Origin of the sequence: Streptantibioticus cattleyicolor NRRL 8057 = DSM 46488 (assembly GCF_000240165.1) — a bacterium.
Classification (GTDB): Bacteria; Actinomycetota; Actinomycetes; order Streptomycetales; family Streptomycetaceae; genus Streptantibioticus; species Streptantibioticus cattleyicolor.
In genome coordinates this window covers 1,353,370-1,375,879 of record NC_017585.1, presented here as the reverse complement: position 1 = coordinate 1,375,879, position 22,510 = coordinate 1,353,370, and the positions used below count along the sequence as shown (strand labels likewise).

At 75.2% G+C, this 22,510-nt stretch carries 20 protein-coding genes and 1 pseudogene; 19 read left to right on the top strand and 2 right to left on the bottom strand.

Annotated elements, in window-relative coordinates; all coding sequences use genetic code 11:
• Positions 1-51: 51 nt before the first annotated feature.
• The 16 genes from SCATT_RS33835 (at position 52) to SCATT_RS33760 (ending at position 18,786) form a co-directional block, all read left to right on the top strand.
• Complete coding sequence (locus SCATT_RS33835) at positions 52-3,189, top strand: DUF11 domain-containing protein (protein ID WP_014150831.1); 3,138 nt, start codon at positions 52-54, stop codon at positions 3,187-3,189.
• Positions 3,186-3,908: a DUF4255 domain-containing protein gene (locus SCATT_RS33830; protein WP_014150832.1), complete on the top strand. Its 723-nt coding sequence runs from the start codon at positions 3,186-3,188 to the stop codon at positions 3,906-3,908. Before SCATT_RS33835 ends, SCATT_RS33830 begins: the two co-directional genes overlap by 4 nt.
• Complete coding sequence (locus SCATT_RS33825; protein WP_014150833.1) at positions 3,905-5,998, top strand: ATP-binding protein; 2,094 nt, start codon at positions 3,905-3,907, stop codon at positions 5,996-5,998. Before SCATT_RS33830 ends, SCATT_RS33825 begins: the two co-directional genes overlap by 4 nt.
• A gap of 136 nt (positions 5,999-6,134) precedes the next feature.
• Positions 6,135-7,676 (top strand): phage tail sheath family protein, encoded by a 1,542-nt coding sequence (locus SCATT_RS33820; protein ID WP_014150834.1) that lies wholly within the window; start codon positions 6,135-6,137, stop codon positions 7,674-7,676.
• A 38-nt stretch (positions 7,677-7,714) separates the two neighbouring features.
• Positions 7,715-8,155 carry a phage tail protein gene (locus SCATT_RS33815; protein WP_014150835.1) on the top strand — a complete coding sequence of 147 codons (441 nt, stop codon included), beginning with the start codon at positions 7,715-7,717 and terminating at the stop codon, positions 8,153-8,155.
• Complete coding sequence (locus SCATT_RS33810) at positions 8,152-8,625, top strand: hypothetical protein (RefSeq protein ID WP_014150836.1); 474 nt, start codon at positions 8,152-8,154, stop codon at positions 8,623-8,625. The genes SCATT_RS33815 and SCATT_RS33810 overlap by 4 nt, the downstream gene beginning before the upstream one ends.
• Positions 8,622-8,780 (top strand): DUF6760 family protein, encoded by a 159-nt coding sequence (locus SCATT_RS39165; protein WP_014150837.1) that lies wholly within the window; start codon positions 8,622-8,624, stop codon positions 8,778-8,780. The genes SCATT_RS33810 and SCATT_RS39165 overlap by 4 nt, the downstream gene beginning before the upstream one ends.
• A gap of 2,469 nt (positions 8,781-11,249) precedes the next feature.
• Positions 11,250-11,507 carry a hypothetical protein gene (locus SCATT_RS38760; protein ID WP_162130492.1) on the top strand — a complete coding sequence of 86 codons (258 nt, stop codon included), beginning with the start codon at positions 11,250-11,252 and terminating at the stop codon, positions 11,505-11,507.
• A gap of 45 nt (positions 11,508-11,552) precedes the next feature.
• Positions 11,553-11,978, top strand: coding sequence for a phage tail protein (locus SCATT_RS33795; protein ID WP_014150840.1), 426 nt, complete (start codon positions 11,553-11,555; stop codon positions 11,976-11,978).
• 91 nt (positions 11,979-12,069) lie between these two features.
• Positions 12,070-12,744, top strand: a complete 675-nt coding sequence (locus SCATT_RS33790) for a CIS tube protein (protein WP_407696579.1) — start codon at positions 12,070-12,072, stop codon at positions 12,742-12,744.
• A complete protein-coding gene (locus SCATT_RS33785; protein WP_014150842.1) occupies positions 12,741-14,522 on the top strand; it encodes a VgrG-related protein in 1,782 nt (593 codons plus the stop codon). The genes SCATT_RS33790 and SCATT_RS33785 overlap by 4 nt, the downstream gene beginning before the upstream one ends.
• 45 nt (positions 14,523-14,567) lie before the next feature.
• Positions 14,568-14,879, top strand: coding sequence for a PAAR domain-containing protein (locus tag SCATT_RS33780; protein WP_014150843.1), 312 nt, complete (start codon positions 14,568-14,570; stop codon positions 14,877-14,879).
• Complete coding sequence (locus SCATT_RS33775; RefSeq protein ID WP_014150844.1) at positions 14,876-15,298, top strand: GPW/gp25 family protein; 423 nt, start codon at positions 14,876-14,878, stop codon at positions 15,296-15,298. Before SCATT_RS33780 ends, SCATT_RS33775 begins: the two co-directional genes overlap by 4 nt.
• Entirely contained in the window at positions 15,298-17,259 is a 1,962-nt protein-coding gene (locus tag SCATT_RS33770) for a putative baseplate assembly protein (protein WP_014150845.1), read from the top strand. The genes SCATT_RS33775 and SCATT_RS33770 overlap by 1 nt, the downstream gene beginning before the upstream one ends.
• A complete protein-coding gene (locus SCATT_RS33765; protein ID WP_014150846.1) occupies positions 17,256-17,831 on the top strand; it encodes a phage tail protein I in 576 nt (191 codons plus the stop codon). The genes SCATT_RS33770 and SCATT_RS33765 overlap by 4 nt, the downstream gene beginning before the upstream one ends.
• Positions 17,824-18,786 carry an NADase-type glycan-binding domain-containing protein gene (locus SCATT_RS33760; RefSeq protein ID WP_014150847.1) on the top strand — a complete coding sequence of 321 codons (963 nt, stop codon included), beginning with the start codon at positions 17,824-17,826 and terminating at the stop codon, positions 18,784-18,786. The genes SCATT_RS33765 and SCATT_RS33760 overlap by 8 nt, the downstream gene beginning before the upstream one ends.
• An 18-nt stretch (positions 18,787-18,804) precedes the next feature.
• Here SCATT_RS33760 and SCATT_RS33755 read toward each other — a convergent pair whose 3' ends face one another.
• The gene (locus SCATT_RS33755; protein WP_014150848.1) at positions 18,805-19,689 is read right to left on the bottom strand and encodes a hypothetical protein; all 885 of its coding nucleotides are present in this window, start codon (positions 19,687-19,689) and stop codon (positions 18,805-18,807) included.
• A gap of 68 nt (positions 19,690-19,757) precedes the next feature.
• On the opposite strand from SCATT_RS33755, the gene SCATT_RS33750 reads away from it, so the two are divergent.
• Positions 19,758-20,111, top strand: a complete 354-nt coding sequence (locus SCATT_RS33750) for a VOC family protein (protein WP_014627052.1) — start codon at positions 19,758-19,760, stop codon at positions 20,109-20,111.
• Positions 20,112-20,117: 6 nt separating this feature from the next.
• On the opposite strand, the pseudogene SCATT_RS33745 reads toward SCATT_RS33750, so the two are convergent.
• Positions 20,118-20,608, bottom strand: a pseudogene (locus SCATT_RS33745) (hypothetical protein).
• A 200-nt stretch (positions 20,609-20,808) separates the two neighbouring features.
• Between SCATT_RS33745 and SCATT_RS33740 the strand changes: the two are divergent.
• Both SCATT_RS33740 and SCATT_RS33735 read left to right on the top strand, forming a co-directional pair.
• Positions 20,809-21,894: a cation diffusion facilitator family transporter gene (locus SCATT_RS33740; RefSeq protein WP_106433075.1), complete on the top strand. Its 1,086-nt coding sequence runs from the start codon at positions 20,809-20,811 to the stop codon at positions 21,892-21,894.
• 31 nt (positions 21,895-21,925) lie between these two features.
• A complete protein-coding gene (locus SCATT_RS33735) occupies positions 21,926-22,507 on the top strand; it encodes a TetR/AcrR family transcriptional regulator (protein WP_014150852.1) in 582 nt (193 codons plus the stop codon).
• Positions 22,508-22,510: the final 3 nt, after the last annotated feature.

The following is a 22,510-nucleotide window of genomic DNA, read 5'->3' as shown; positions in this document are numbered from 1 at the left end:
GGCGAGGTTGTGACGACAGGGCCCAGGCCCTTCCGGTCTGCGAGGTTGAGCGTGAGCGGCACTCCCCGGTCCCGACCGCGGGCGGCGCGACGGGCCTTCGTCGGCGTCGCGCTGCTGTCGATGGTGAGCGCGCTGGTGGTGCTCGGCACCTGGCGGTCCGACGGCCGCCCCGGGGACGTGCGGGCACCGCGGGCGACGGCCGCCGCCGAGCGGATCCTGTTCGCCGGCACCAAGCACCTCGGCCTCGCGAAGGTCACCGGCACGAAGACGTCCGACCCGCTCTTCGGCGCCGGCCCCGTCCACTTCGACCAGGAGCCCTCGGCACGCGGCGCCCAACTCGTCTTCACCAGCCTGCGGGACGAGGCGAAACCCCAGGTGTACCTGCGCGACACGGCCGGCGCGGTGCACCAGCTCACCACCGGCATGGACACCGCCGATCCGCAACTGACCCCGGACGGCAGGACCGTGGTCTTCGACGCCGTCGAACCCGGCGGCCGGAACGGGGCCACCCAGCGCGACCTGTGGCTGGTGGGCACCGACGGCACCGGGCTGCGCAGGCTCACCGACACCTGGGCGAACGAGACGCAGCCCACCGTCTCCCCCGACGGGCAGTGGATCGCCTACGTCTGCGACGCCGATCCGCAGCACACCCAGATCTACCTCCAGCGGCTCGACGGCAGCGGCTCCCGGCGGATCACCGACGTGACGGCCGGCGACGCCGTGGACCCCGCGTGGAACCCGGTGAACGACGACGCGCACCGCGACCTGATCGCCTACACCTGGCAGCAGGGCGGGCAGACCGGGCCACGGCTGCGGATCATCACCCCGCAGGGCGGCGACCGGCCGGTGTTCACCGGCCCCCTGGGCGACTGGCACACCAGCGCGCCGACGTGGCTGCCGGACGGCGGCAACCTGCTCTTCCTCAGCCCCGGCGGGGCGGACGACACCCCCGTCCCCAAGGTCTTCAAGGCCCCGCCGGGCGCCACCGACTCGGTCGGCCTGATGTACTCCGCGGACCGCGCGGTCACCAGGCCGGCGTGGCTGACCGGCGCCACCTGCCCGTGCGGCGCGCTGATCGTGGCCCAGACCAGCGCCGCCGCGCCCAACGTGGCCGATCTGGAGGACATCCGGCCCGACGGGGTGGACCCGCGCGACCTGGGCCTGAGCATCCTGCGGGAGGACCCGGCCGCCGACACCGTCACCGACCCCGCCGCCGACCCGTTGTTCAACCCCCGCCCCGGATACGACCCGTGGACCGAGCGGCAGAGCTACACCCCGGACGGGCGGCAGGTGGTGGTGACCCGCTTCGAGGACGCGCCGGCCGGGCGCGTCGAACGCGTCTGGCTGGCCGACGCCGACGGCGGGCAGGCCCGTCCGATGAACCTCGCCGGGCGGGGGCCGCGCGACTGGGACACCGATCCGGCCTTCTCCCCCGACGGCCGCCGCATCGCGTTCACCCGGACCTCCCCCGGCGGGGTCGGCGGCGCCTCCGGGCCGGGACGCGTCCTGATCGCGGACGTCGCCACCGGCGCGATCACCGGCACCATCGAGCCCCCCGCAGGCCGGCCGGGCGCCTCCGACGCGCAGCCCGCCTGGTCCCCGGACGGCAAGCTGATCGCCTTCACCAGGACCGAGACCGTCTACGGCAACGGCGGCAACAAACACATCTGGACGGTGCCCGCCGACGCGCTCGACCGGCAGAGCGACCTGAGCCGCGCGATCTGCCCCGGCGACTGCGCGGTGATCGACGACAGCCCCGCCTTCTCCCCCGACGGCCGCGACATCGCCTTCAACCGCAAGGGCGGCGACGGCCAGGTGAACGAGCGCGACGGCGTCCTGGTCACCTCGCCCACCGGAGCGGACTGCCAGGTGGTCCTCCCCGCCGGCCTGAGCGGTCAACGCGACGCCTGCCGCCGGGAGTTGCCGGACACCTCCGCCACCGGACCGTTCCAGCCCCGCGACGTCGCCTGGTCCGCGGACGGATCGCAGCTGGTGCTCAGCTCGCGCCGCGCCCTGCCGCCGAACTCGCCGGAGGAGCTGTCGGTCTACGACGTCGGCACCGGACGGCTCACCCCCGTCGGCGACCGGCTGCCGGGACGGCAGAAGGAGCCGGCTCTGCGGGCCACGGTCGACCTGTCGCTGAGCGCCCCGGCCACCACGCCACGGGTGACCGTCGGCTCCGGCACCGCCGTCACCGTCACCGTCACCAACCACGGCCCGTCGCCCTCACCCGGGACCGCGCTCACCGTGTCGGTGCCGTCCGGCGCCCGGATCACCGGGGCCACCACCACGGCCGGCCGGTGCGACATCACGGCGCTCCGCTGCGACCTCGGCCTGCTGCCACCCGGCGGCACCGTCCGGATCACCGTGGTCGTCGAGGGCACACAACCGGGCGACCAGCGCTTCGAGTGGTCCGTCGGCGGCACGGTGGTCGACCCGGCCCCCGGCGACAACGCCGCGCGGACCGACGTGCCGGTGGCGCCCGCACCGCCGACCCCGACCCCGTCCCCGCCGCCCACGCCGTCACCGCCGCCGCCCCCGCCCCCGGCCGGCCCCGGGGTGACCGTGGGCGCGCAGCCCGACCCCGGGTACGTCGGCGGGCACGTCACCGTGACGTACACGGTGCGCAACGGGGGGCGGTCGCCCGCCACGGGGCTGCGGCTGGCGCTGGGGCTGCCCCCGGGGATCCCCGCCGGGCCGTTGCCGGCCGGCTGTTCGGCCACGCAGTGCGACCTGGGTGACCTGGCCCCGTCGGGGCGGTCGGTGGTGCAGGTGGTGCTCGCGCCGAAGGCGGCCACGCGGGTGGTGATCACCGCGCGGCTGACCACCACCGGCAGCGACGCCGACCCGCGCGACAACGTGGCCGCCACCGTGCTGCGCGTCCTCCAGCCGCGCATCGTCGCGGTGCCGCCGATCGGCAAGCCCGGGTTCGTCACCTCGGTGCGGGGCCGGGACTTCCCGCCGGGCGTGCCGGTGCGGTTCACCTGGCTGCCGGGGATCACGGCCGCGGCGGCGCCCACGGTCCCGGGCTCCGACGGCACCTTCGCCGGGCAGTTGCTCATCCTGCCCAAGGACCAGACGGGACCGCGCGTGATCACGGCCGACGGCCCCGGGTTCTCCCCGGTGACCACGCCGTTCCTGGTGGTCGCCGGCGGCATCGGCCCGCCCGGGGAGGTGGACCGCCGGTGATCCACGAGGTCGACGAGGCGCTGCGGCTGCTGCTGGTCGAGGGCGGCGTGCAGGAGGGCGGGGTGGAGCTGGTCTTCGACCCGCCCACCCGCGACTGGGCCGCGCGCCGCAACGTCCCCACGATCAGCGTCTTCCTCTACGCGCTCCGGGAGGACGCCGCCCGCAGGCAGGTCGGCTGGGCCGAGGAGTACGACGCGGACGGGCTGGTGGTCGCCCGGCGTTCGACGCCCCACTGGTTCGAGCTGGCCTACCTGGTGACCGCCTGGACCAACCGCCCGCAGGACGAACACCGGCTGCTGTCGGCCGCGTTGCGCTGCCTGGTCGCCTCGGACGCGCTGCCCGGGCGGCTGCTCACCGGCACGCTGGCCCGGCTGGGGCTGACCGTCGGGCTGCGGACGGCGGGGCCCGGCGAGGGCGCCCCATCGGTGTCCGACGTGTGGTCGGCCCTCGGCGGCGAGATGAAGCCCTCGGTCGACCTGCGGGTGGTCGCGCCGCTGGCCACCGACCCGGAACTCGCGGCGCCCGCGGTCACCGACGGCCTGCTGCTGCGCACCGAGGACCACCTTCCCGCGCCGGAGTCCGCCGCCGCGCGGGCGGAGGCCGGCCCCGCCCGCAGGCTGCGGTACGAGGGCGCCGAACCGCGCCGCGACGGCTTCGCCGCGCCCCGGGAACGCCCGCTGCCGCCGGGCCGGCGCCGACGCGGCGGGGCGCCCCGGTGAGCGTCGGGACGCAGGCCGCCCCGACCGGTCCGCCCACGGACCCGCACCACCTGTGGACCCGGCTGCGCCATGTCGAAGAGCGCGTCAGGACGGCCGTCGACGAGCGGCGGGCCACCGATCCGGAGCCGGACGACCCGTACCGCGGCCAGTACCTCACCCCGGCGCAGGTGGACCGCATCCTGGCGGCGCCCGGGACGGCGTTCCACCCCGGCACGGCTCTGGGGGAACCGCCGCCGGCCCCGCCCGGGTCGGCGCTCGGCCGGCTCACCGCCGCGTTCGGTCTGCCGCCGGTGGACGTCGAGATCCTGCTGGTGGCGATGGCGCCCGACCTCGACCCGCGTTTCGAGCGGCTCTACGGCTACCTCAACGACGACCTGACCCGCGGCCGGCCGACCATCGGGCTCGCCCTGGAGCTGTGCGGGCTGCCGGGGGCGGGGGCCGGACGGTTCCGCTTCTCGGCGCGGGCCCCGCTGATCGCGCACGGGCTGCTGGAGGTCACCGAGGCCGAACGCCCGCTGCTCTCCCGGGGGTTGCGGGTGCCGGACCGGGTCACCGCCCATCTGCTCGGCGACGACGCGGCCGACGACGCGCTGCACGGTCTGCTCCGGAGCGTCCGGCCCGGCCCGGAGGAGGCGTCCGAGCCGGCGCAGCGGGTCCGCGCCGCGGTCCTGGGCGGCGGTCTGGTCTACCTGCTGGACGAGGGCGGCGGCGCCGGGCGGCTGGCGGTCGACGCGCTGGCCGCGGGCGGTGCGCCCCCGCTGGTGGTGGAGCCCGCCGCGCTCGCCACGGAACCGGGCGCGGCGCCGGTGCGCGCGCTGGCCCGGGAGGCGCGGCTGACCGGCGGCGGGGTCGTGCTCGGCCCGCTGGACCGGCTCGATCCGCGGCGTCCCGAAGGCGCCCGTGCGCTGCGGGAGTTGTGCGCGGGGCTCGCCGGTCTTCCGCTGGTCGTGCACGGCACCCTGGCGTGGGACCCCTCGTGGGCGGCTCAGAGCCCGGTGTCCGTGGTGGTGCCGCCGCCGGACGCCCGGCAGCGCGCCGAGCGGTGGGCGCGGGCGCTGAGCCACGCCGTGGGCGGCCCGCACCGACTCGCCGATGCCGACGGGGAGTTCACCGAGGCCGTCGCCACCTACCGGCTGGACGAGGAGCAGATGGAACGGGCCGCGGGCCTGGCCGCCCGGACCGCGGCGGCATCGGGACGCCCGATGGACGCCGGTGACCTGCGGGCCGCGGTGCGCGCGCAGAACGCCGCGGGGCTCGACCGGCTGGCCCGCCGGATCGAACCGGCGGTCGGCTGGGACGACCTCGTGCTGCCCGCCCCCGTCGCGCGACGGCTGCGCGAACTCGTCCTGCGGGCCCGCCACCGCGACCAGGTGCTCGGTCACTGGCGGATGCGGCCCGGCGGCGGCCGGGGCCGCGGGGTGACCGCGCTCTTCGCCGGCGGGTCGGGCACCGGCAAGACGATGTCGGCCGAGGTCGTCGCGGCGGCGCTGGGCATGGAGTTGTACGTGGTGGACCTGGCCACCGTGGTGGACAAGTACATCGGCGAGACCGAGAAGAACCTGGAACGCATCTTCACCGAGGCGTCCCGGGTCAACGGGGTGCTGCTCTTCGACGAGGCCGACGCCATCTTCGGGCGGCGCTCGGAGGTGAAGGACGCCCACGACCGCCACGCCAACGTCGAGTCGGCCTACCTGCTCCAGCGCATGGAGTCCTTCGACGGGATCGCGGTGCTCACCACCAACCTGCGCGCCAACCTCGACGAGGCGTTCATCCGGCGGCTCGACGTCATCGCAGAGTTCACCATGCCCGACGAGGAGCAGCGGCTCGCGCTGTGGGACCGCTGCCTCGGGCCGCGTATCCCGCGCGGCGGCGACCTGGACCTCGCGTGGTGCGCCGGGCGCTTCGAGCTGTCCGGCGGCTCCATCCGCGCGTGCGCCGTGACCGCCGCCTACCTGGCCGCCGAGGCGGGCGGTCCGGTGACCATGCGGCAGGTCGTCTCCGCGGTGCTCCAGGAGTACCGCAAGCTGGGCCGCCTGGTGCTGGAGGGCGAGTTCGGGCCGTGGCTGGAGGCGGAGCGCGGCGGCGCCTGACGGCCGGGGACACCGCCGATGGCCCGCGGGGGCAGCGTCGTTGCCCCTGGCAGGGGACCGGCAGACCTGCTGCCACGGGCGCCTAGGGCAGCAGACTCGGTGACGCGAATGACGCGCCCACCTCGAAGGAGCACGCATGCCGTCGTACCTCACCCCGGGTGTCTACGTGGAGGAGGTCCAGTCCGGTGCCCGGCCCATCGAGGGGGTGGGCACGGCCGTCGCCGCGTTGGTCGGCTTCGCCGAGACCGGACCCTTCCACACCCCGACCCTGGTGACCAACTGGGATCAGTACGTCCAGCAGTTCGGCGGCTTCGTCGACGGCGCCTACCTGCCGCACGCGGTGTACGGCTTCTTCTCCAACGGCGGCGGCGCCGTCTACGTGGTGCGCGTCGGCGGACCCGCCGGCCAGGACGCCGGTCGCGGGCAGGAGACGGCGCAGGCCGCCCCCGCGGCCGTCGCGGCGGCCGGCTTCCTGTTCTCGGCGCTGCCCGGCGCGGGACCCGACGTCACGGTGGAGTTCGCCGACGCGGAGGGCGAGAACGTCCCGGAGGACCGCTTCCGGCTCGTGGTGCGCCAGGGCGGCAAGGTGGTCGAGACGTACGACGTCACCATCCGCAAGAACGTCAAGGGGTACCTGGTGACCCAGCTGCGGGAGTCGAAGCTGGTCAAGGTGACCGAGCAGCCCGGCGCCGCGCCGAGCCGCCCCGAGCCGCAGACGCTGCCGCTGGCCGCCGCCCCCGCGGCCGGATCCCCCGCCCCGGCCGCGCGCCTGGACCCCGCCGAGTACGTCGGCGACGCCGCGGCCCGTACCGGGTTCGCCGGGCTGGAGGCGATCGACGAGATCACCATGGTGGCGGTCCCCGACCTGATGAGCGCCTTCGACCGCGGCGACATCGACGCGACCGGGGTGAAGACGGTGCAGCTCGCGGTGGTCTCGCACTGCGAGCAGATGGGCGACCGGGTCGCCGTGCTCGACACCCCGCCCGGCCTGAGCGCGCAGCAGGTGCGCACCTGGCGCAACGACGAGGCCGGGTTCGACTCCCGTTACGCCGCCATGTACTACCCGTGGATCGAGGTGTTCGACCCGGCCACCGGACGCAACAGGGCGGTGCCCCCGAGCGGGCACATCGCCGGGGTGTGGGCCCGCAGCGACGCCGAACGCGGGGTGCACAAGGCGCCCGCCAACGAGGTGGTGCGCGGCGCGGTCGACCTGGAGGTGCGCCTCAGCAAGGGCGAGCAGGACCTGCTCAACCCCATCGGCGTCAACTGCGTACGGGCCTTCCCCGGGCGCGGCATCCGGGTGTGGGGCGCGCGGACCCTCTCCTCGGACCCGGCCTGGCGCTACCTCAACGTGCGGCGGCTCTTCAACTACCTGGAGGAGTCGATCCTCCTCGGCACCCAGTGGGTGGTCTTCGAGCCCAACGACGACCGGTTGTGGTCCAGCATCCGCCGCAACATCACGGCGTTCCTCACCGAGGAGTGGCGGCGCGGCGCGCTGTTCGGCCGGACGGCGGCGGAGGCCTTCTACGTCAAGTGCGACCAGGAGAACAACCCGCAGGAATCGATCGACCTGGGCCAGGTGGTCTGCGAGATCGGCGTCGCCCCGGTGAAGCCCGCCGAGTTCGTGGTGTTCCGGCTGGCCCAGTTCTCCGACAGCACCAGTCTCGTCAACGAGTGACCCGACCCGGTCCGCACCCCGGAAGGTGAAACCTCCCCATGGCCGAAGGCGATCCGCTCTCCACACACATATTCGGCGTCCAACTCGGCGGGTACAACGTCGAGTCGGTGAAGGAGATCAGCAACCTCACCGTCGACCAGGACGTCGTCGAGTACAAGCAGGTCACCGAGCAGGGCAAGCTCATCGTCCGCAAGCAGCCGGGCTCCCGGCTGCCCGGCGAGGTGACGATCACCCGCGGGCTCGACCAGAGCAGCACGTTCACCAACTGGATCAAGGAGACCATCAACAACGGCGCGGTGAACACCGCCCGGCAGAACCTCACCATCGAGATCAAGGACACCACCGGCGCCACGTTGCGCCGCATCCAGCTGGCGAACGCCTGGGCCAGCAGGTGGGAAGGGCCCACGCTCACCGCCGGCGAGTCCAACGCCGCCACCGAGACGGTGACCATCACGTTCGAGGAGATCACCGTCGAATGAGGCGACGGATCGGCATCGACGAACTCGTGGCGCAGGCACCGCCGCCGGCCCAGCGCCCCGCCGCGCCCCACCGCGCCGACGGGCCACCGCGCGGCGCGGCGCCGCTGACCGAGTTCGAATTCGAGCTGCCCCGCGGGTACGTCGACGACGAGGGCACCGTGCACCGGCACGGCGCGATGCGCCTGGCCACCGCGCGGGACGAGCTGATGCCCCAGATCGACCTGCGGGTCAAGGAGAACCCGGCGTACCTCGGAGTCGTCCTGCTGAGCCACGTCATCACCCGGCTCGGCACCGTCCCGGAGGTCCACACCGGTGTCATCGAGCGCATGTACGCCACCGATGTCGCCTTCCTCCAGGACTTCTACCAACGCATCAACAGCGAGGGCCACACCCGGGCCGCGGTCACCTGCCCGCACTGCGACGGGGCCTTCGAAGTCGACCTCGCCGGCGGGCGCCTGGGGGAATCGTGACGTACGCGTCTCCCCGGCTGTACGAGGAGATCGCGTACGTCGCCTACCACTTCCACTGGGCCCGGGAGGACATCCTCGACCTCTCGCACCGCGAACGCCGCCAGTGGGTACGGGAGATCGCCCGGATCAACACCCGGGTGAACGAGGGCGGGTGAGGCGCGATGGCGTTCTGGAAGCGTCCGGCCCGCACGGCGGACGAGGTGGCGACCGCCGCCGTGGCGGCGCCGGAACGGGCCGGCGACCCCTGGGACGGCGGCTGGCGGGCGGTCACGCCCCCGGCGGTCACCGTCCTGCGGTCGGTGACCGGGGTCAGCGACGGGCTCCGGTTCCGAGCCCGGCTCGCCGCCTGGCGCGACCCCTCGGTGGGTGGCGCCCTCGGCCACGCCGTGCTGCCGTCGGCCCCCGCCGGGGTGCTGCGGGCGGTGGTCCGTCCGCCCGGTACGCCGGTGGCCGCCGACTCCGGTCCGCCCCTGCCGTACGCCACGCCCGCGCCGCCGCACGCCGACGCCTCCCCGGGCGAGGCCGAGCCGACGCGTGACGACACGCCCCGTCCGCCCCGCCCCCGCCCGGTCACCCCACGCCCCACGGCCCGCCCGCTGGTCGTGGCGAGGCGCCCGGCCTCGCTCCCGGTGCGCCGGCTCAAGGCCGTCACGCCCGATGGGCGTGTGGAGCGGTCCACGGGTGCGGGTGCGTCCGTGCCGCGCGGGTCCGTCCGGGGGGTGTCCGAGGCGCCTGTTCCGAGCGATGGCGCTGCGCCGGTGTCGGACGCGTCCGAGGCGCCTGCGGAGCGAGCGGCCGGTACGGGTACGCCCGCCCCGCGCGGGTCCGTCCCGGGCGCGCCCGAGGCGCCTGCCGAGCGGCCGGCCGGTACGGGTACGTCCGCCCCGGAGGTGTCCGAGGCGCCTGCCGGTACCGGTCCGTCCGCCCCGCGCAGACCTGTCCTGAGCGCGCCCGACACACTGGTGCAGCGGTCGGCCGACAGCGGTGGGCCCGTCCTGGGCACGCCCGACGCGCCTGCCCGTCCCACGGCACCGGCCGATGTGGCCATGCCCGTGTCGCGCGGGCCCGTGCCACCCGCGCCCGAGACGCCTACCCGGCGAGCGGCCGATTCGGGCACGCCCGCGCCGCGCGAGCCCGTTCCAGGCGCGGCCGACGCGGCTCCACCGCACGATGCCGCCACACCCGTCCTGCGTGGATCCGCCCCGGACGCGTCCGACACGTCTCCCCCGGCCGATGCCGCTACGTCCGTCTCGCGCAGCCCCGTCCCGGGCGTGTCCGACACGCCTTCCCCGAACGGTGCCGCTACGCCCGCGCCGCGCAGGCCCCTGCTCGGCGCGCCGCTGACCACGTTGCCGGCCAGTGGCGCCCCGGCGGTTCCGGGTACGGCGGCGGACCGAGCGTCCGGCACCGTCCAACGCGCCCGCACGGGCCCCGGTGACGCGCGGGCCCACGGCGGACTCGGAGCACCGCTCAACGCCCTTCCCCCGACAGCCGCCCCGGCCGGGAACGTTCCGGGCCCGTTCAGCCCCCGGGCGGACCTGCCGTACGCCGCGCCCGGTCGCGGCCCGGCCGTCCAACGCGCGCGGCGGGACCGCCCCGACACCCCGCCACCGAGCGAGCCTCGCACCGTCGTGCCGCGTCCTTCCGGTCAGGGGGACCGATCCGCGGCCCCGGGTGTCTCCGGCACGGTTTCCGGTCGGCGGGACGGCGGGACGGGCGCCGGTGGTGGCACGTCGAGCGCGGTCCCGTCCGCCCGACCGTCCGCCACGGCGAGCGGCGGCGCTTCGGCCCGGCCGGTGCGGTCCAGCCGCACCACGCCCGCGACGGGTCCGCTCGTCCGGCCGACGGCCTCCGGGCACGACACGTCACGTACGAGTCCGTCCGCCCGCCCCTGCGCGACAGCGGGCGAACACCGGCCCGTTGACGTCCAGTTGACGCGATCCGGCGACCACGCGCCGACCGGGCGTCCGTCCACCGACCGCCGCGCCTCGTCGGGCGGTCCGGCGGTCGTACGGTTGGCGGCGCGCTCCGGCGGAACGGCACCGCGTGTGCGCCCGTTGCTGGGGGAACGCCGCCCCGTGCTCGGGCTGCGCACCGGTCACGCCGCGCCGAAGGGCGGGGCGGGGCCGTCGCGTGCCGGTGCCGCCGTACCCGTCGCGCGGGCGGTGTGGGTGCGGGACAGCGACGCGCCGGACGGTGCGGTGGGTCCCCGAGGGCGTACGGGCGGGCCGGGGCGCGCACGGAGCGTTCGCCCGGCCGCGCCCAAAGCCCCGCACCCGGAGCCGTCCGGCCCGGCGGTCCAGCGTTCCGCGGCCCGTCCGGGGCCCACCACCCCGTACCGGCGCCCGACCCGCGACGCGGTGGCCCAACCAGCCTCCGTGCCGACGGACTTCGCACCCGGCACCACACATCCCCTCACGATCGCCCGGTCGCCGGCCCCCGTCTCCGGGCGTGCGGCCCGGCCCGCGATGCCCGTGGTGCGTCCGCGGCCCGTCGGGAACGGGAGCGGGACAGTGGCCGAGGCCGGGCCGCCGGCCGTACCGGCGGTGTTCTCCGGGCGGGCGGGGGCGGGCGGGCGTCCGGCGCCGGCGCGGGTACGGCCACCGGCGGCCACGGCGCAGGCGGTGCAGCGCAGATCGGTGCCGTCCGGGGTGCCCGAGGTCGAGGTGACCGCCGTACCGCCGCGCGAGCCGGCCGCCGCGCCACCCGACGCCACCCGCCAAACCGGGACGGCCGGGGCGGAGGGGTCGGGCGGGCCGGTCGCCGGGCTCGACATCGACGAACTGGCCCGCCGGCTGATCGAGCCCGTCGGAAGGTTGCTGCGCACCGAACTGCGCAGGGGAAGGGAGCGCGCCGGACGGCCGTACGACGGCCGGCGGTGAGCGCGTGGACGGCATCGGCGGGCAGGGTGACGGAGAGAGACGGGAATGACCGACGGCATCTTCGCAACGAGTGTGTTCTTCAAGCTCACGATCGGCGGCAACGACCTGGGGGACTTCTCCACCTGCTCCGGGCTCGGCGCCGAGGTGGAGATCGAGAGCTACGCGGAGGGCGGCAACAACGGTTTCTCCTGGCAGTTGCCGGGCCGCATCACCTGGTCGAACATCACGCTCACCCGCGCGGTCACCGAGGACACCACGAAGATCGCGCGCTGGCTGGACGAGATCGTGCGGCGGGTCGAGCCGAAGGACGGCGAGATCGTCGCGCTGCGCCCCAACCTGACGCCGATCGTCAGCTGGCAGGTGCTCGGCATCGTGCCGGTGCGGTGGCAGGGGCCCTCGTTCGACCCGGCGAACTCCGCGGCGGCCGTGGAGTCCCTGGAGATAGCCCATTGCGGTCTGCGCCCGTCCTGACCGCGTTCCGTCGTGCCGACCCCGTCCCGGAAGGAGGCAGCAGGTGGCGTCCGCCGTTCCCACGAGCCAGGCCCGTGCCCAACTGACCATCATGGAACCGCCGTCCATGGTGGGAGCCCCTCCCGGCGGCACGATCACCCGGCTGCCCCTCCAGTTCAACCCGGCCACCTTGTCGTTGAGCAAGACCACCGAGTGGCGGCGCACGCCCTCGCGCATGGCCGGGCAGTCGGCGCTGCCGGAATTCGTCGGCAGCGGGCCGCGCTCGCTCTCCCTGGATGTCTTCCTGGACGCCACGGCACGCCACGACAACTCGGTGGAGCGGGCCGTGGAGCAGTTGATGACGGCCTGTGTGCCCACCCCGGCCAGCCTGGCCCGCAAGGCACCGGCCAGCCCCTGGGTGCGGTTCGACTGGGGGACGGCGAAGACCACGTCGTTCGACGGGGTGCTGACCGGGCTGTCCGTGCGGTACACGCTCTTCGACGTGGACGGCAAGCCGCTGCGGGCGATCTGCTCGCTCACCATCGACGAGGCGAGCGTCGATCCGCCGGGCCAGAACCCGACCTCCGGGTCGCCGGAGGCACGCCGCACCCACCAGGTGGTCGCCGGCGACAGCCTGCCGCTGCTCGCCTGGCGGGAGTACGGCGACGCGACGGCCTGGCGCACCATCGCGGAGGCCAACGACATCGACGACCCGATGGTGCTGGTGCCCGGCACCGAGCTGATCGTGCCGGGTACGCACCAGCCGGGCGCCAAGGGGCGCCGGTGAGCGCCCCGGAGGCGCGGGGTGGCCGCGCGTTCGCCGCCGAGCCGGTCGTGGAGGCGCCGGGCCGGCTGCCGCCGGTGTGGGCGACCCAGCTGGTCTCCTGCGACATCGAGCAGAGCGTCGGCCTGCCCGACGCCGTGGCGCTGACGTTCCGCGACGCCGACCACCGTTTCCTCACCGAGACCGGGATCACCATCGGCACCCGGCTGAAGGTCTCCGTGGTCACGGTGCAGGAACACGCCCAAGTGCCGCTGTTCTCCGGGGAGGTGACCGCGCTGGAGCTGGACGTGGACACCACCGGCACGTTCACCGTGGTGCGGGCGTCGGCGGTGACGCACCGTCTGATGCGCGGGCGGAAGGTCAAGGCGTTCCGCAACATGACGACCTCGGACATCGTGCGCCGGGTGGCGGCGGACGCGGGTGTCGAGTGCGCCCGGGTCGACGCGTTCCCGGTGGTGCACCGGCACCTGTCGCAGGCGAACGTCTCGGACTGGGAGTTCCTGCGGTACCTCGCGCGGGAGAGCGGCGCGTGGACCGGGGTGGACGAGGACGGCCGACTGGAGTTCGTCCGGCCCCGGCCGGCCTCCGGCGCCCCGGACCCGGCCACCCCGGCGCCGCGCGACCCGCTGGTGCTGGAGTACGGCCGCAACCTGCTGGAGCTGAGCAGCGCGCTCACCGGCGCGGACACGGCGGACACCGTGCAGGTTCGGGGGTGGGACGTCACCACGAAGACCCCGCTGGTCGCCACCGGGCGCCCGGTGTCCACGCAGGCGGTGCGGCCGGGGATGAGTCCGGCCACGGTGGTCTCCGCCTTCCCCGGCAGCCCGCGCACGACGGTCACCGACACGCCGTACCGCACGCAGGCGGAGGCGGACGCGGCGGCGGACGCGCTCGCCTCGTCGGTGGGGGCCGGCGTCGCGGAGCTGGAGGCGGTCGCCGAGGGCAACCCGGACATCAAGGCGGGCACCCCGGTCGCGCTGGGCAACGTCGGGCCGGCCTTCTCCGGCCGCTACACCGCCACCGCCGTGCGCCACCTCCTCGAACCCCACCGGGGCTACCGCACCACGGTGACGGTCTGCACCGCACCGGACCGCTCCCTCACCGGCCTCGTCACCGGCGCCGCCGCGCCCCCGCACGCCCCACGCGTACCGGGCCTGGCCATCGGCGTGGTCACCGACGTCCACGAACCCGACGGCGGCCAACGCGGCTGGGTGCGGCTGAAGTTCCCGTGGCTGGACGACGACTACGTCTCCGACTGGGCGCGCACCGTGCAGTGGGGCGGCCAGGGCGGCGGCGGTGTCTTCAGCCCCGAGGTCAACGACGAGGTGCTGGTCGGCTTCGAGCAGGGTTCGCTGGACAGCCCCTACGTGATCGGCGGCCTGTACAACGGGGTGGACCGGCCCTCCCCGCACGACGTGCCGCTGGTCGACGGCGCCTCGGGGAAGGTCAACCGCCGCTCGCTGGTGTCCCGTTCCGGCAACCGGGTGGAGCTGCTGGACGCCCCCGCGGGCCCGTCCGGAGTCCGCCTCGCCAGCGGTGACGGCAGGCTGGAGGTCAGGCTGGACGAGCAGCGCGGCGAGATCACGCTCACCGTCTTCGGCGCGGGCGGCCGGCGCGCGGCCGGTTCGGTACGGGTCACCGGCTCCGGGATCACCGTCGACGCCGGCACCGGATCGCTCGACCTGCGCGGCGGGTCGGTGACCGTCGGCGGCACCACCGGGGTCACCGTGGACGGCGGTGTGCTCGCGGTGTTCAAGGCCGACGAGATCCGCATCAACTGACCCGGCGCTGGGCGCCGTTGACCACCCTCGGAATGGAGAACGCACATGCCCCCCGCAGCCAGGACGGGCGACGCCACGGATCACGGCGGTGTCATCACGACCCCGCCGCCGGGCGCCGTCGCGGTGGAGACCGTACTGATCGGCGGCCGGCCGGCGGCCGTCACCGGCAGCCTGCACGTCTGCCCCGCCCACCCCGAACTGGGCCCCGCCAACGTCATCCTGCCCGGCGCGGCCACCGGGGGGCCGGGGCTGGTCCTCATCGGCGGCCTGCCCGCGGCCCGCGCGCGGGACAGGACGGCCTGCGGCGCCCAGGTGGTCGTCGGAGCCTTCGACGTGCTGATCGGAGGCGTGGTGTGAGCGGGGGGTTCATCGGCCGCGGCTGGGCGTTCCCGCTGCGCGTCAACGCCACCGGCGGCATCGGCATGGTCGACCGGGACCGGGAGATCGCCGAGTCCATCCGGCTGATCCTCGGTACGGCGCCGGGCGAGCGGCCGATGCGCCCGGAGTTCGGCTGCGGCATCCACGAGCACGTCTTCGCGCCGGGCGACGGCTCCACCGCGGGCCGTATCGCCCGGGAGGTGCGGGCGGCGCTGGAGCGCTGGGAGCCGCGGATCGACGTCGAGGACGTGCTGATCGCCTTCGACACCGTCGACCTCGGCACCCTCTACATCGACCTGCGCTACTCCGTGCGCTCCACCAACGACCGGCGCAACCTCGTCTTCCCCTTCTACACCATTCCGGTCTCGCCGGACCCCGAGGACGGAGACGACGACTGATGGCGCTGCCCTCCCCCAACCTGGACGACCGCCGGTTCCAGCAACTCGTCGACGAGGCCAAGCGGTACGTGCAGCAGCGCGCCCCGGAGTGGACCGACCACAACGTCTCCGACCCCGGGGTCACCCTCATCGAGACCTTCGCCTACCTGGTCGACCAGTTGCTGTACCGGCTCAACCGGGTGCCGGAGAAGAACTACACCGCCTTCCTCGACCTGCTGGGCATCCGGCTCTTCCCCCCGGCGGCGGCAACCGCCGAGGTGGACTTCTGGCTCTCCGCCCCGCAGCCCGACACGGTGCCGCTCCGGGCGGGCACCGAGGTCTCCACGGTGCGCACCGGGACCGAGGAGGCCGTGGTCTTCGCCACCACCGAGGACCTCGCCGTCGTCCCCAGCGCCCTGGACCGGCTGGTCACCGTCTCCGCCACCGGGGAACACACCGACCGCACCGGGCGGTTGGCCGAGGGCGCCGACGTGCCGTGTTTCCAGACGCGTCCGGAGCCGGGCGACACCATGCTCTTCGGCCTGCCCGCCGTGGTGCCCCGGTGCATCCTCGTGGTGCGCCTCGACAGCCGGGTCGAGGGCGTCGGGGTCGATCCACGGCAGCCGCCGCTGGTGTGGGAGGTGTGGGACGGCGCGCGGTGGATCGGCTGCGAGACCGGCTCGGACACCACCGGCGGCCTCAACCGGGCCGGTGAGGTGGTCGTCTTCGTGCCGGACGGACACACCGCGTCGGCGGTCCTCGGCCGCACCGCGGGCTGGCTGCGCTGCCGGGTGACCGAGCCCGCCCCGGACCAGCCGTTCTACTCCGAGTCGCCGACGATCCGGCGCGCCGAGGTCTTCACGGTGGGCGGCACGGCCACCGTCACCCACGCGGAGACCGTGACCGACGCGCCCCTGGGCACCTCCGAGGGCGTCGCGGGGCAGCGCTTCCGGCTCGCCAAGGCACCGGTGCTGCTGGACGGGGAGCCGCCGGTGGTGGAGGTGTCGGCGGGTGACGGATGGGAGACCTGGACGGCCGTCGAGCACTTCGGCGACTCCGGCCCCGCCGACCGGCACGTGGTGATCGACGCCACCACGGGGGAGTTCGCCTTCCCGCCCGCCGTCCGCGAGCCCGACGGCGCCCTGCGCGCCTTCGGTGCCGTACCCCCCAAGGGCGCCCGGCTGCGCGTCCCCTCCTACCGCACCGGCGGCGGCACCGCGGGCAACGTGGCCCGCGGCGCCATCTCGCTGCTGCGCAGCTCGGTGCCGTACGTGGCCCGGGTCGGCAACCGCGAGGCGGCCCGGGGCGGGGTGGACGGCGAGACGGTGGAGAACGCCCGGCTGCGCGCCCCGCATGTGCTGCGGCTCCAGGAACGGGCCGTCACGGCACGGGACTTCGAGGTGATCGCCCGGCAGGCGGCCCCGTCCGCGGCGCGGGTCACCTGTCTGCCCGCGGTCGCGGACGAGCCGGGCGCGGTGCGCGTGCTGGTGACGCCGGACGCGGTCGCGGACGACGGCGACCGGCTGCGTTTCGAGCAGTTGATCCCCGGCGAGCCGATGCTGGCCGCCATCGCGTCGGCCCTCGACGAACGGCGTCTGGTCGGCACCCGCCTGGTGGTGCGGCCCCCCGACTACCAGGGGGTGACGGTGGTGGCCCGGCTCACCGGCCGCCCGGACGGGACGGACCGGGTACGGCAGTCGGCGCTGGCCGCCCTGTACCGCCACCTCAACCCGCTGCGCGGCGGACCGGACGGGACCGGCTGGCCGTTCGGCCTGGCCGTGCGGTACGGCGACGTCTTCGCGCTGCTGCAACGGGTGGCGGGGGTGGCCTCCGTCGAGGAGTTGCGGCTCTTCCCCGCGGATCCGGTCACCGGACGCCGTGGCGCCCCGGCCGAGCGGATCGACCTCGCGCCGGACACCCTGGTCTTCTCCTACCAGCACCAGGTCGCCGTCGAGCCCCCGGCGCCGGGGGGTACGGCATGAGCCGCGCCGCCGTCCCCGGACTGCCGACGCCGCACCCGATCGGCGGCCTGCTGCCCGCGCTCTACGCGGACGACGACTTCGCCCAGCGGTTCACGGCCGGTCTCGACACCGTCCTCGCGCCGGTCTTCGCCACGCTGGACAACCTGCCCGCCTACTTCCAGCCACGGCTGGCGCCGCCGGACTTCCTCGCCTGGCTGGCGCGGTGGCTCGGGGTGGAGGACGACCCCTCGTGGCCGGACGAGGTACGCCGCACCGTGGTCGCGCGCGCGGTGGAGCTGCACCGCCTGCGCGGGACGCGACGCGGGTTGCGGGAGCTGCTGCGGCTCGCCCTCGGGGTCGGCGCGCGGATCACGGACGGCGGCGGCGTGTACTGGTCGACCACCCCCGGCGCGCCCCTGCCGCCCGCGCCCTCCGGGGAACTGCTGGTACGGGTCTGGCCGGAACGGGTCGCCGAGGTGGATCCGGCGCAGGTGCTCGCCGTCGTCCGGGCGAGCTGCCCGGTCCACCTCTCGTGCCGGGTCGAGGTCCTCCCCGGCCCGCCCCCCGACGAAGGAGAGGTGACCGATGCGTAGCTGCCCCGACTGCGGCACGGCCGTCGCCGACGGCGAGGACTTCTGCCCCAACTGCGGTGCGTACCTGGGCTGGTCGCGTACGGCGGGGACCGGCCCTGCCACGTCCCCGGCCCCGGCCCCGCCCCCCGCCGACCGCCCGCCGGAGCCGCCGACCACGCCTGCGGACGCCGCGGGCGATCCGGTGGCCGTGCGGCCGGCCAAGCCCGTGGCACAGCGGCCGAAGGTGCGCCGGGTGGTCGCCGACACTCCGCGGGACGGCGCGCCGTGCCCCCACTGCGGCACCCCCAACCCGCCCGGCAGGCGGTTCTGCGCGCGGTGCGCCGAGCCGCTGACGGCCTCCGGTCCGGCCGCCGCCGATCTGCCGTGGTGGCGCCGGTGGTTCACCCGCCGCAGGCGCCGCTTCGGCGGTTCCGGCAACGCCGTGCGCCGTCTCGTCATGCTCCTCGTGGCGGCCTGCGTGGTGGCCGGGGCCGTCGTGGCGTACCTGGCGCTGCGCGGTACGGTCCAGGACACGGAGGACAAACTGCGCGGCGCCAAGCAGATCACCCCCGCCGGTGTCTCGGCCGACGCGGCCGTGCCCGGTCACCCCGCGTCCGCCGCCGCCGACGGCCTCACCAACCGCTACTGGGGCGCGCCCGCCCTCGGCGACTCGGTCACCTTCACCTTCCGTGACCCCTTCCGCCTCGTGGACCTCGTCATCCACACCGGGGCCTCCACCGACCCCCAGGAGTTCCACCGCCAGGCCCGCCCCATCGCCCTCGACATGTGGACCACCACCAAGGACGGACGACGCCACCAACAACACCTCACCCTCGACGACCGCCCCGGCCAGCAAACCGTGCCCACCGGCATCAGCGACGTCACCCGCATCCAACTCGTCATCCGCTCCGCCGCCGGCACCGCCCCCGGCCGCCACATCGCCCTGGGCGAGGTCGAGTTCTTCGCCCGCCGCTGAGGCCGGCCGGGCGGGGCCTCACCCGTGGTGGTGCGCCAACGCCAGGATCAGGGTGCCGGGCACGGCGGCCAGGGTGAGCGCGGTGCCGCCCAGCAGGAGGGGGACGCCGAGGAGCAGCGCCAGCGGGGTGAGGAACATCTCGGGTTTCGCCCCCGCCACCAGCCAGAGCCGGCGGGTCGGCAGCGGGGCGCGTGACTCGCTGGGAACGTCGCGCCGGTAGGTCAACGCGCCTCCGTCCGGGCGGACATGGACGTAGTGCTGCTGCCACGACGTGCCGCCGCTCCCGGAACGCTTGGTGCCCGTGTACTCCGCGACGACCCGGCCGCCTTTGAGGGCACCGCGGAGCTGGGCGACCGGCCATCCGGTGAAGACGCCACCGCCGGCGGCGAGCCCTACGCCGAAGTTCGTCCCGACGAGGCAGAAGACGGCATACTGCCAGCTGCCCAGGACGCCCACCAGCGTGATGTAGCAGGCCAGCCCCGACAGCCCTGCCCGCAGCAGCAGTTGCTCCCGGGTGTACCGGTCGCGCAGCCCCGGCTTCGTCCGGCCGACGGCGGCGACCGGTGGCCGGGGGGTTCCGGCCGGTGGGGGCTTGTCCAGCCGAGCGTCCTTCGGGGGTGGCGGCGGGTCTCCCGGCAGGGCTCCGACGAGCAGGACGTTGAGGCGGTTGAGCGCCGCGAGGCCGTCGTCCAGTTCCCGGCGGGCGAGCGCCGGGTCGCGGACGGCCTCGCGCGTCGCCCGTTCGTAGGCGTCCAGGGCCCGCGCGTACTCCACCGCCATCTCGTGCGTGGCCCCCGGGCGGTCCGTGGCGAAGGGATGCCCGGCCAGCATCTCGCCGAACGCGGTCAACTGCCCCTGGAACGGGCGTTTTCGTCCGACGCGCGGCGCCGCCGCTCCCCCCATGACATCACCCGGTCATCATGCTCCCGTGGGTCGCGCGGGGCCAGACCCGGCTGATCTAGGATCCCCGCATGCCCTTGGAATGGGAACAAGTGATCGTTCACTCGGTGGATCCGGCGGCGCTGGGCCGGTGGTGGGCCGAAGCCCTTGGCTGGGTCGTGGTCCACTCCTCCGACGACGAGTTCGAGATCCGCCCGGCGCCGGATCGCCTGCCGGGGTTGGACTTCGTCCGGATCGACGAGGAGAGGAAGGCCAAGAGCCGGTTGCATCTCGACTTCCGCCCCGATGACCAGGAGGCCGAGGTGGCCCGGCTGGTGGCCCATGGGGCCCGGCGTGTCGACATCGGCCAGGGTGACCAGTCGTGGGTCGTGCTGGCGGACCCCGAGGGCAACGAGTTCTGCGTCCTCGGTCAGCGGCGTCAGTAGGGGCCGTCAGGCGGGGCCGGGGGCGGAGGCCCGTGCGGCGGTGTCGCGCCGGGTGATGGCCTCGGCCACCTCCCGTACGGCGGTGCGGATCGCGTCGCCGTACGGGCCCGGGGGAAGGCCGGGGCGTGCGCTTCGGCCGCCTCGACGTGTTCGGCGGCGGCGTCGAAGGAGCCGAGCCGGCGGTGGTCGTCGGCGAGGTTGAGGTGGAGGGACGGGGAGAAGCCGGCGATGCGCAGGCCGGCGTGGTGTGCCTGGACGCGTTGGTCGGTCACCGCGTCGGCGGCGTCCAGCGCGCGGACGTCCCACACCAGGGCCCGGGCGGGGTGCGGGTAGAAGTCCGCCAGGTGGTGCGCGAGGGTGCAGCGGTGCAGTGGGTCGCCGGTGACCCCGGTCTCGGCCCACAGTTCCAGGAGTTGGCGGCGGGCCGAGGCGGCGTCACCGGCCCGCCCCTCGGCGACGGCTCGGCCGATGGCGTCCATGGTGGGGTCGGCGGTCATGGGTTCCTCCTCGTCCCGGTCGGGTGAGGTGCCGGGGTCGGGCACCGGCGGCACCGGCGGAAGCATCGGGCTTCGACCAACTCGAAGGTCAACACGGCCGGGCGGCGGCGCGTCGGCCGCAACTGCCAACGCTTCTCACCTACTTGTGGGCGGTATGACCGTTATAGCCGCGATCGTCGTCCCGTGCCATGGTGGACGCCATGGCAGGCGACCACTCCTCCACGCACGACGCGGCCCACGGCCACCACGGGCCAGGGCACGGATCCGGACACCGGCACGGCGGACGGTGGCGGCGGGTGCGGCACCGGATCGCGCACCTGGTGACCCCGCACAGCCACCGCACCGTGGACAAGGTCGACGCGGCGATGGAGACCTCCCGCGTCGGCATGCGTACGTTGTGGCTGTCACTCGGGGTGCTGGGGGCGACCGCCGTCGCGCAGGGTGTGATCGTGGCGTTGTCGGGGTCGGTGGCGCTGCTGGGTGACGCCGTCCACAACGCGGCCGACGCGCTGACCGCCGTGCCATTGGCCGTCGCGTTCCTGCTCGGACGGCGGGCGGCCGACCGCCGTTACACCTACGGGTACGGCAGGGCGGAGGACCTGGCCGGGATCGCGGTCGTGGTGGTGATCGCGGTGTCGGCGGTGCCGGCCGTGTACGGGGCCGTCGACCGTCTGCTGCGTCCCCGGGAGGTCACGCATCTGTGGGCGGTCGCGGCGGCGGCGGTCGTGGGGTGCGCCGGGAACGAGTGGGTGGCGCGGTACCGGATCCGCACCGGCCGGCGGATCGGTTCGGCGGCGCTGGTCGCCGACGGCCTGCACGCCCGCAGCGACGGGTTGGCCTCGCTGGCCGTCCTGCTCGGCGCCGGGGGTGCCGGGGCCGGTGTGCGCTGGGCCGATCCGGTGGTCGGCCTGCTGATCACGGTGGCGATCGCGATGGTCCTCAAGGACGCCGCGCGCGAGGTCTACCGGCGGCTGATGGACTCGGTCGACCCGGAGCTGGTCGACACCGCCGAGCGGGCGTTGCGGGGCGTGGCCGGTGTGCTGGACGTGGGCCGGGTCCGGATGCGGTGGATCGGGCACGCCCTGCGGGCCGAAGCCGAGATCGTCGTCGCGCCGCACCTCACCGTCGTCCAGGCCCACTCCCTCGCGGTCGCCGCGGAGCACGCCCTCATCCACGCCGTGCCCCGCCTGACCGCCGCCACCGTCCACACCGACCACCCCGCCGACGGCTCCGACCCGCACGCCGTCCTGGCCCACCACGCCGCCGGCCGGGGGTCGCCGGGGTGACGGGGGCCGGCGAGGTCGTAAAGTCCTGGTCATGGCCGAAGCCGCGACGAGCCGACAGCGCCCGGGACGCCCCGCGCGGATCAACCGTGAACGCATCGTCGAGGCCGCGTTGTCGGCCGGGAACCTCGACACGCTGACCATGCGGGAGCTGGCCGCCCGGCTCGGGGTCACCCACGGCGCGCTGTACCGCTGGGTGAAGGACCGGGACCAACTCCTCGACCTGGTCAGCGAAGTGATCGTCAAGCGGATCCTGCCCCCCGACGGTCCGCCCGGCCAGGACTGGCGGCCGTGGCTCGCGCGGGTCGGGTGGGCCATGCACGACCAGTTCCTCGCGGTACCCGGCTACGCGACCCGCACCGCTCGGCCGCACCGCCACACCTCGCACTCCTTCGGACGGCTCCGGCACGAGGTCGTCACCGCCTTCACCAACGCCGGGGTCGGCCCCGGACTGGCCGAGCAGAGCTGGTACATCTTCATCACCTCCGTCGTCAGCTGGCTCGCCGCCCAGGAGAACCCGCTCGACCTCGGTCACGGCGCCCCGCGCTTCGAGCTGTTCCTCGACACCCTGTTGCGGGGGCTGCCGGCCCGGGAGCCGGGCGTGGACCGGCCGTAGTCG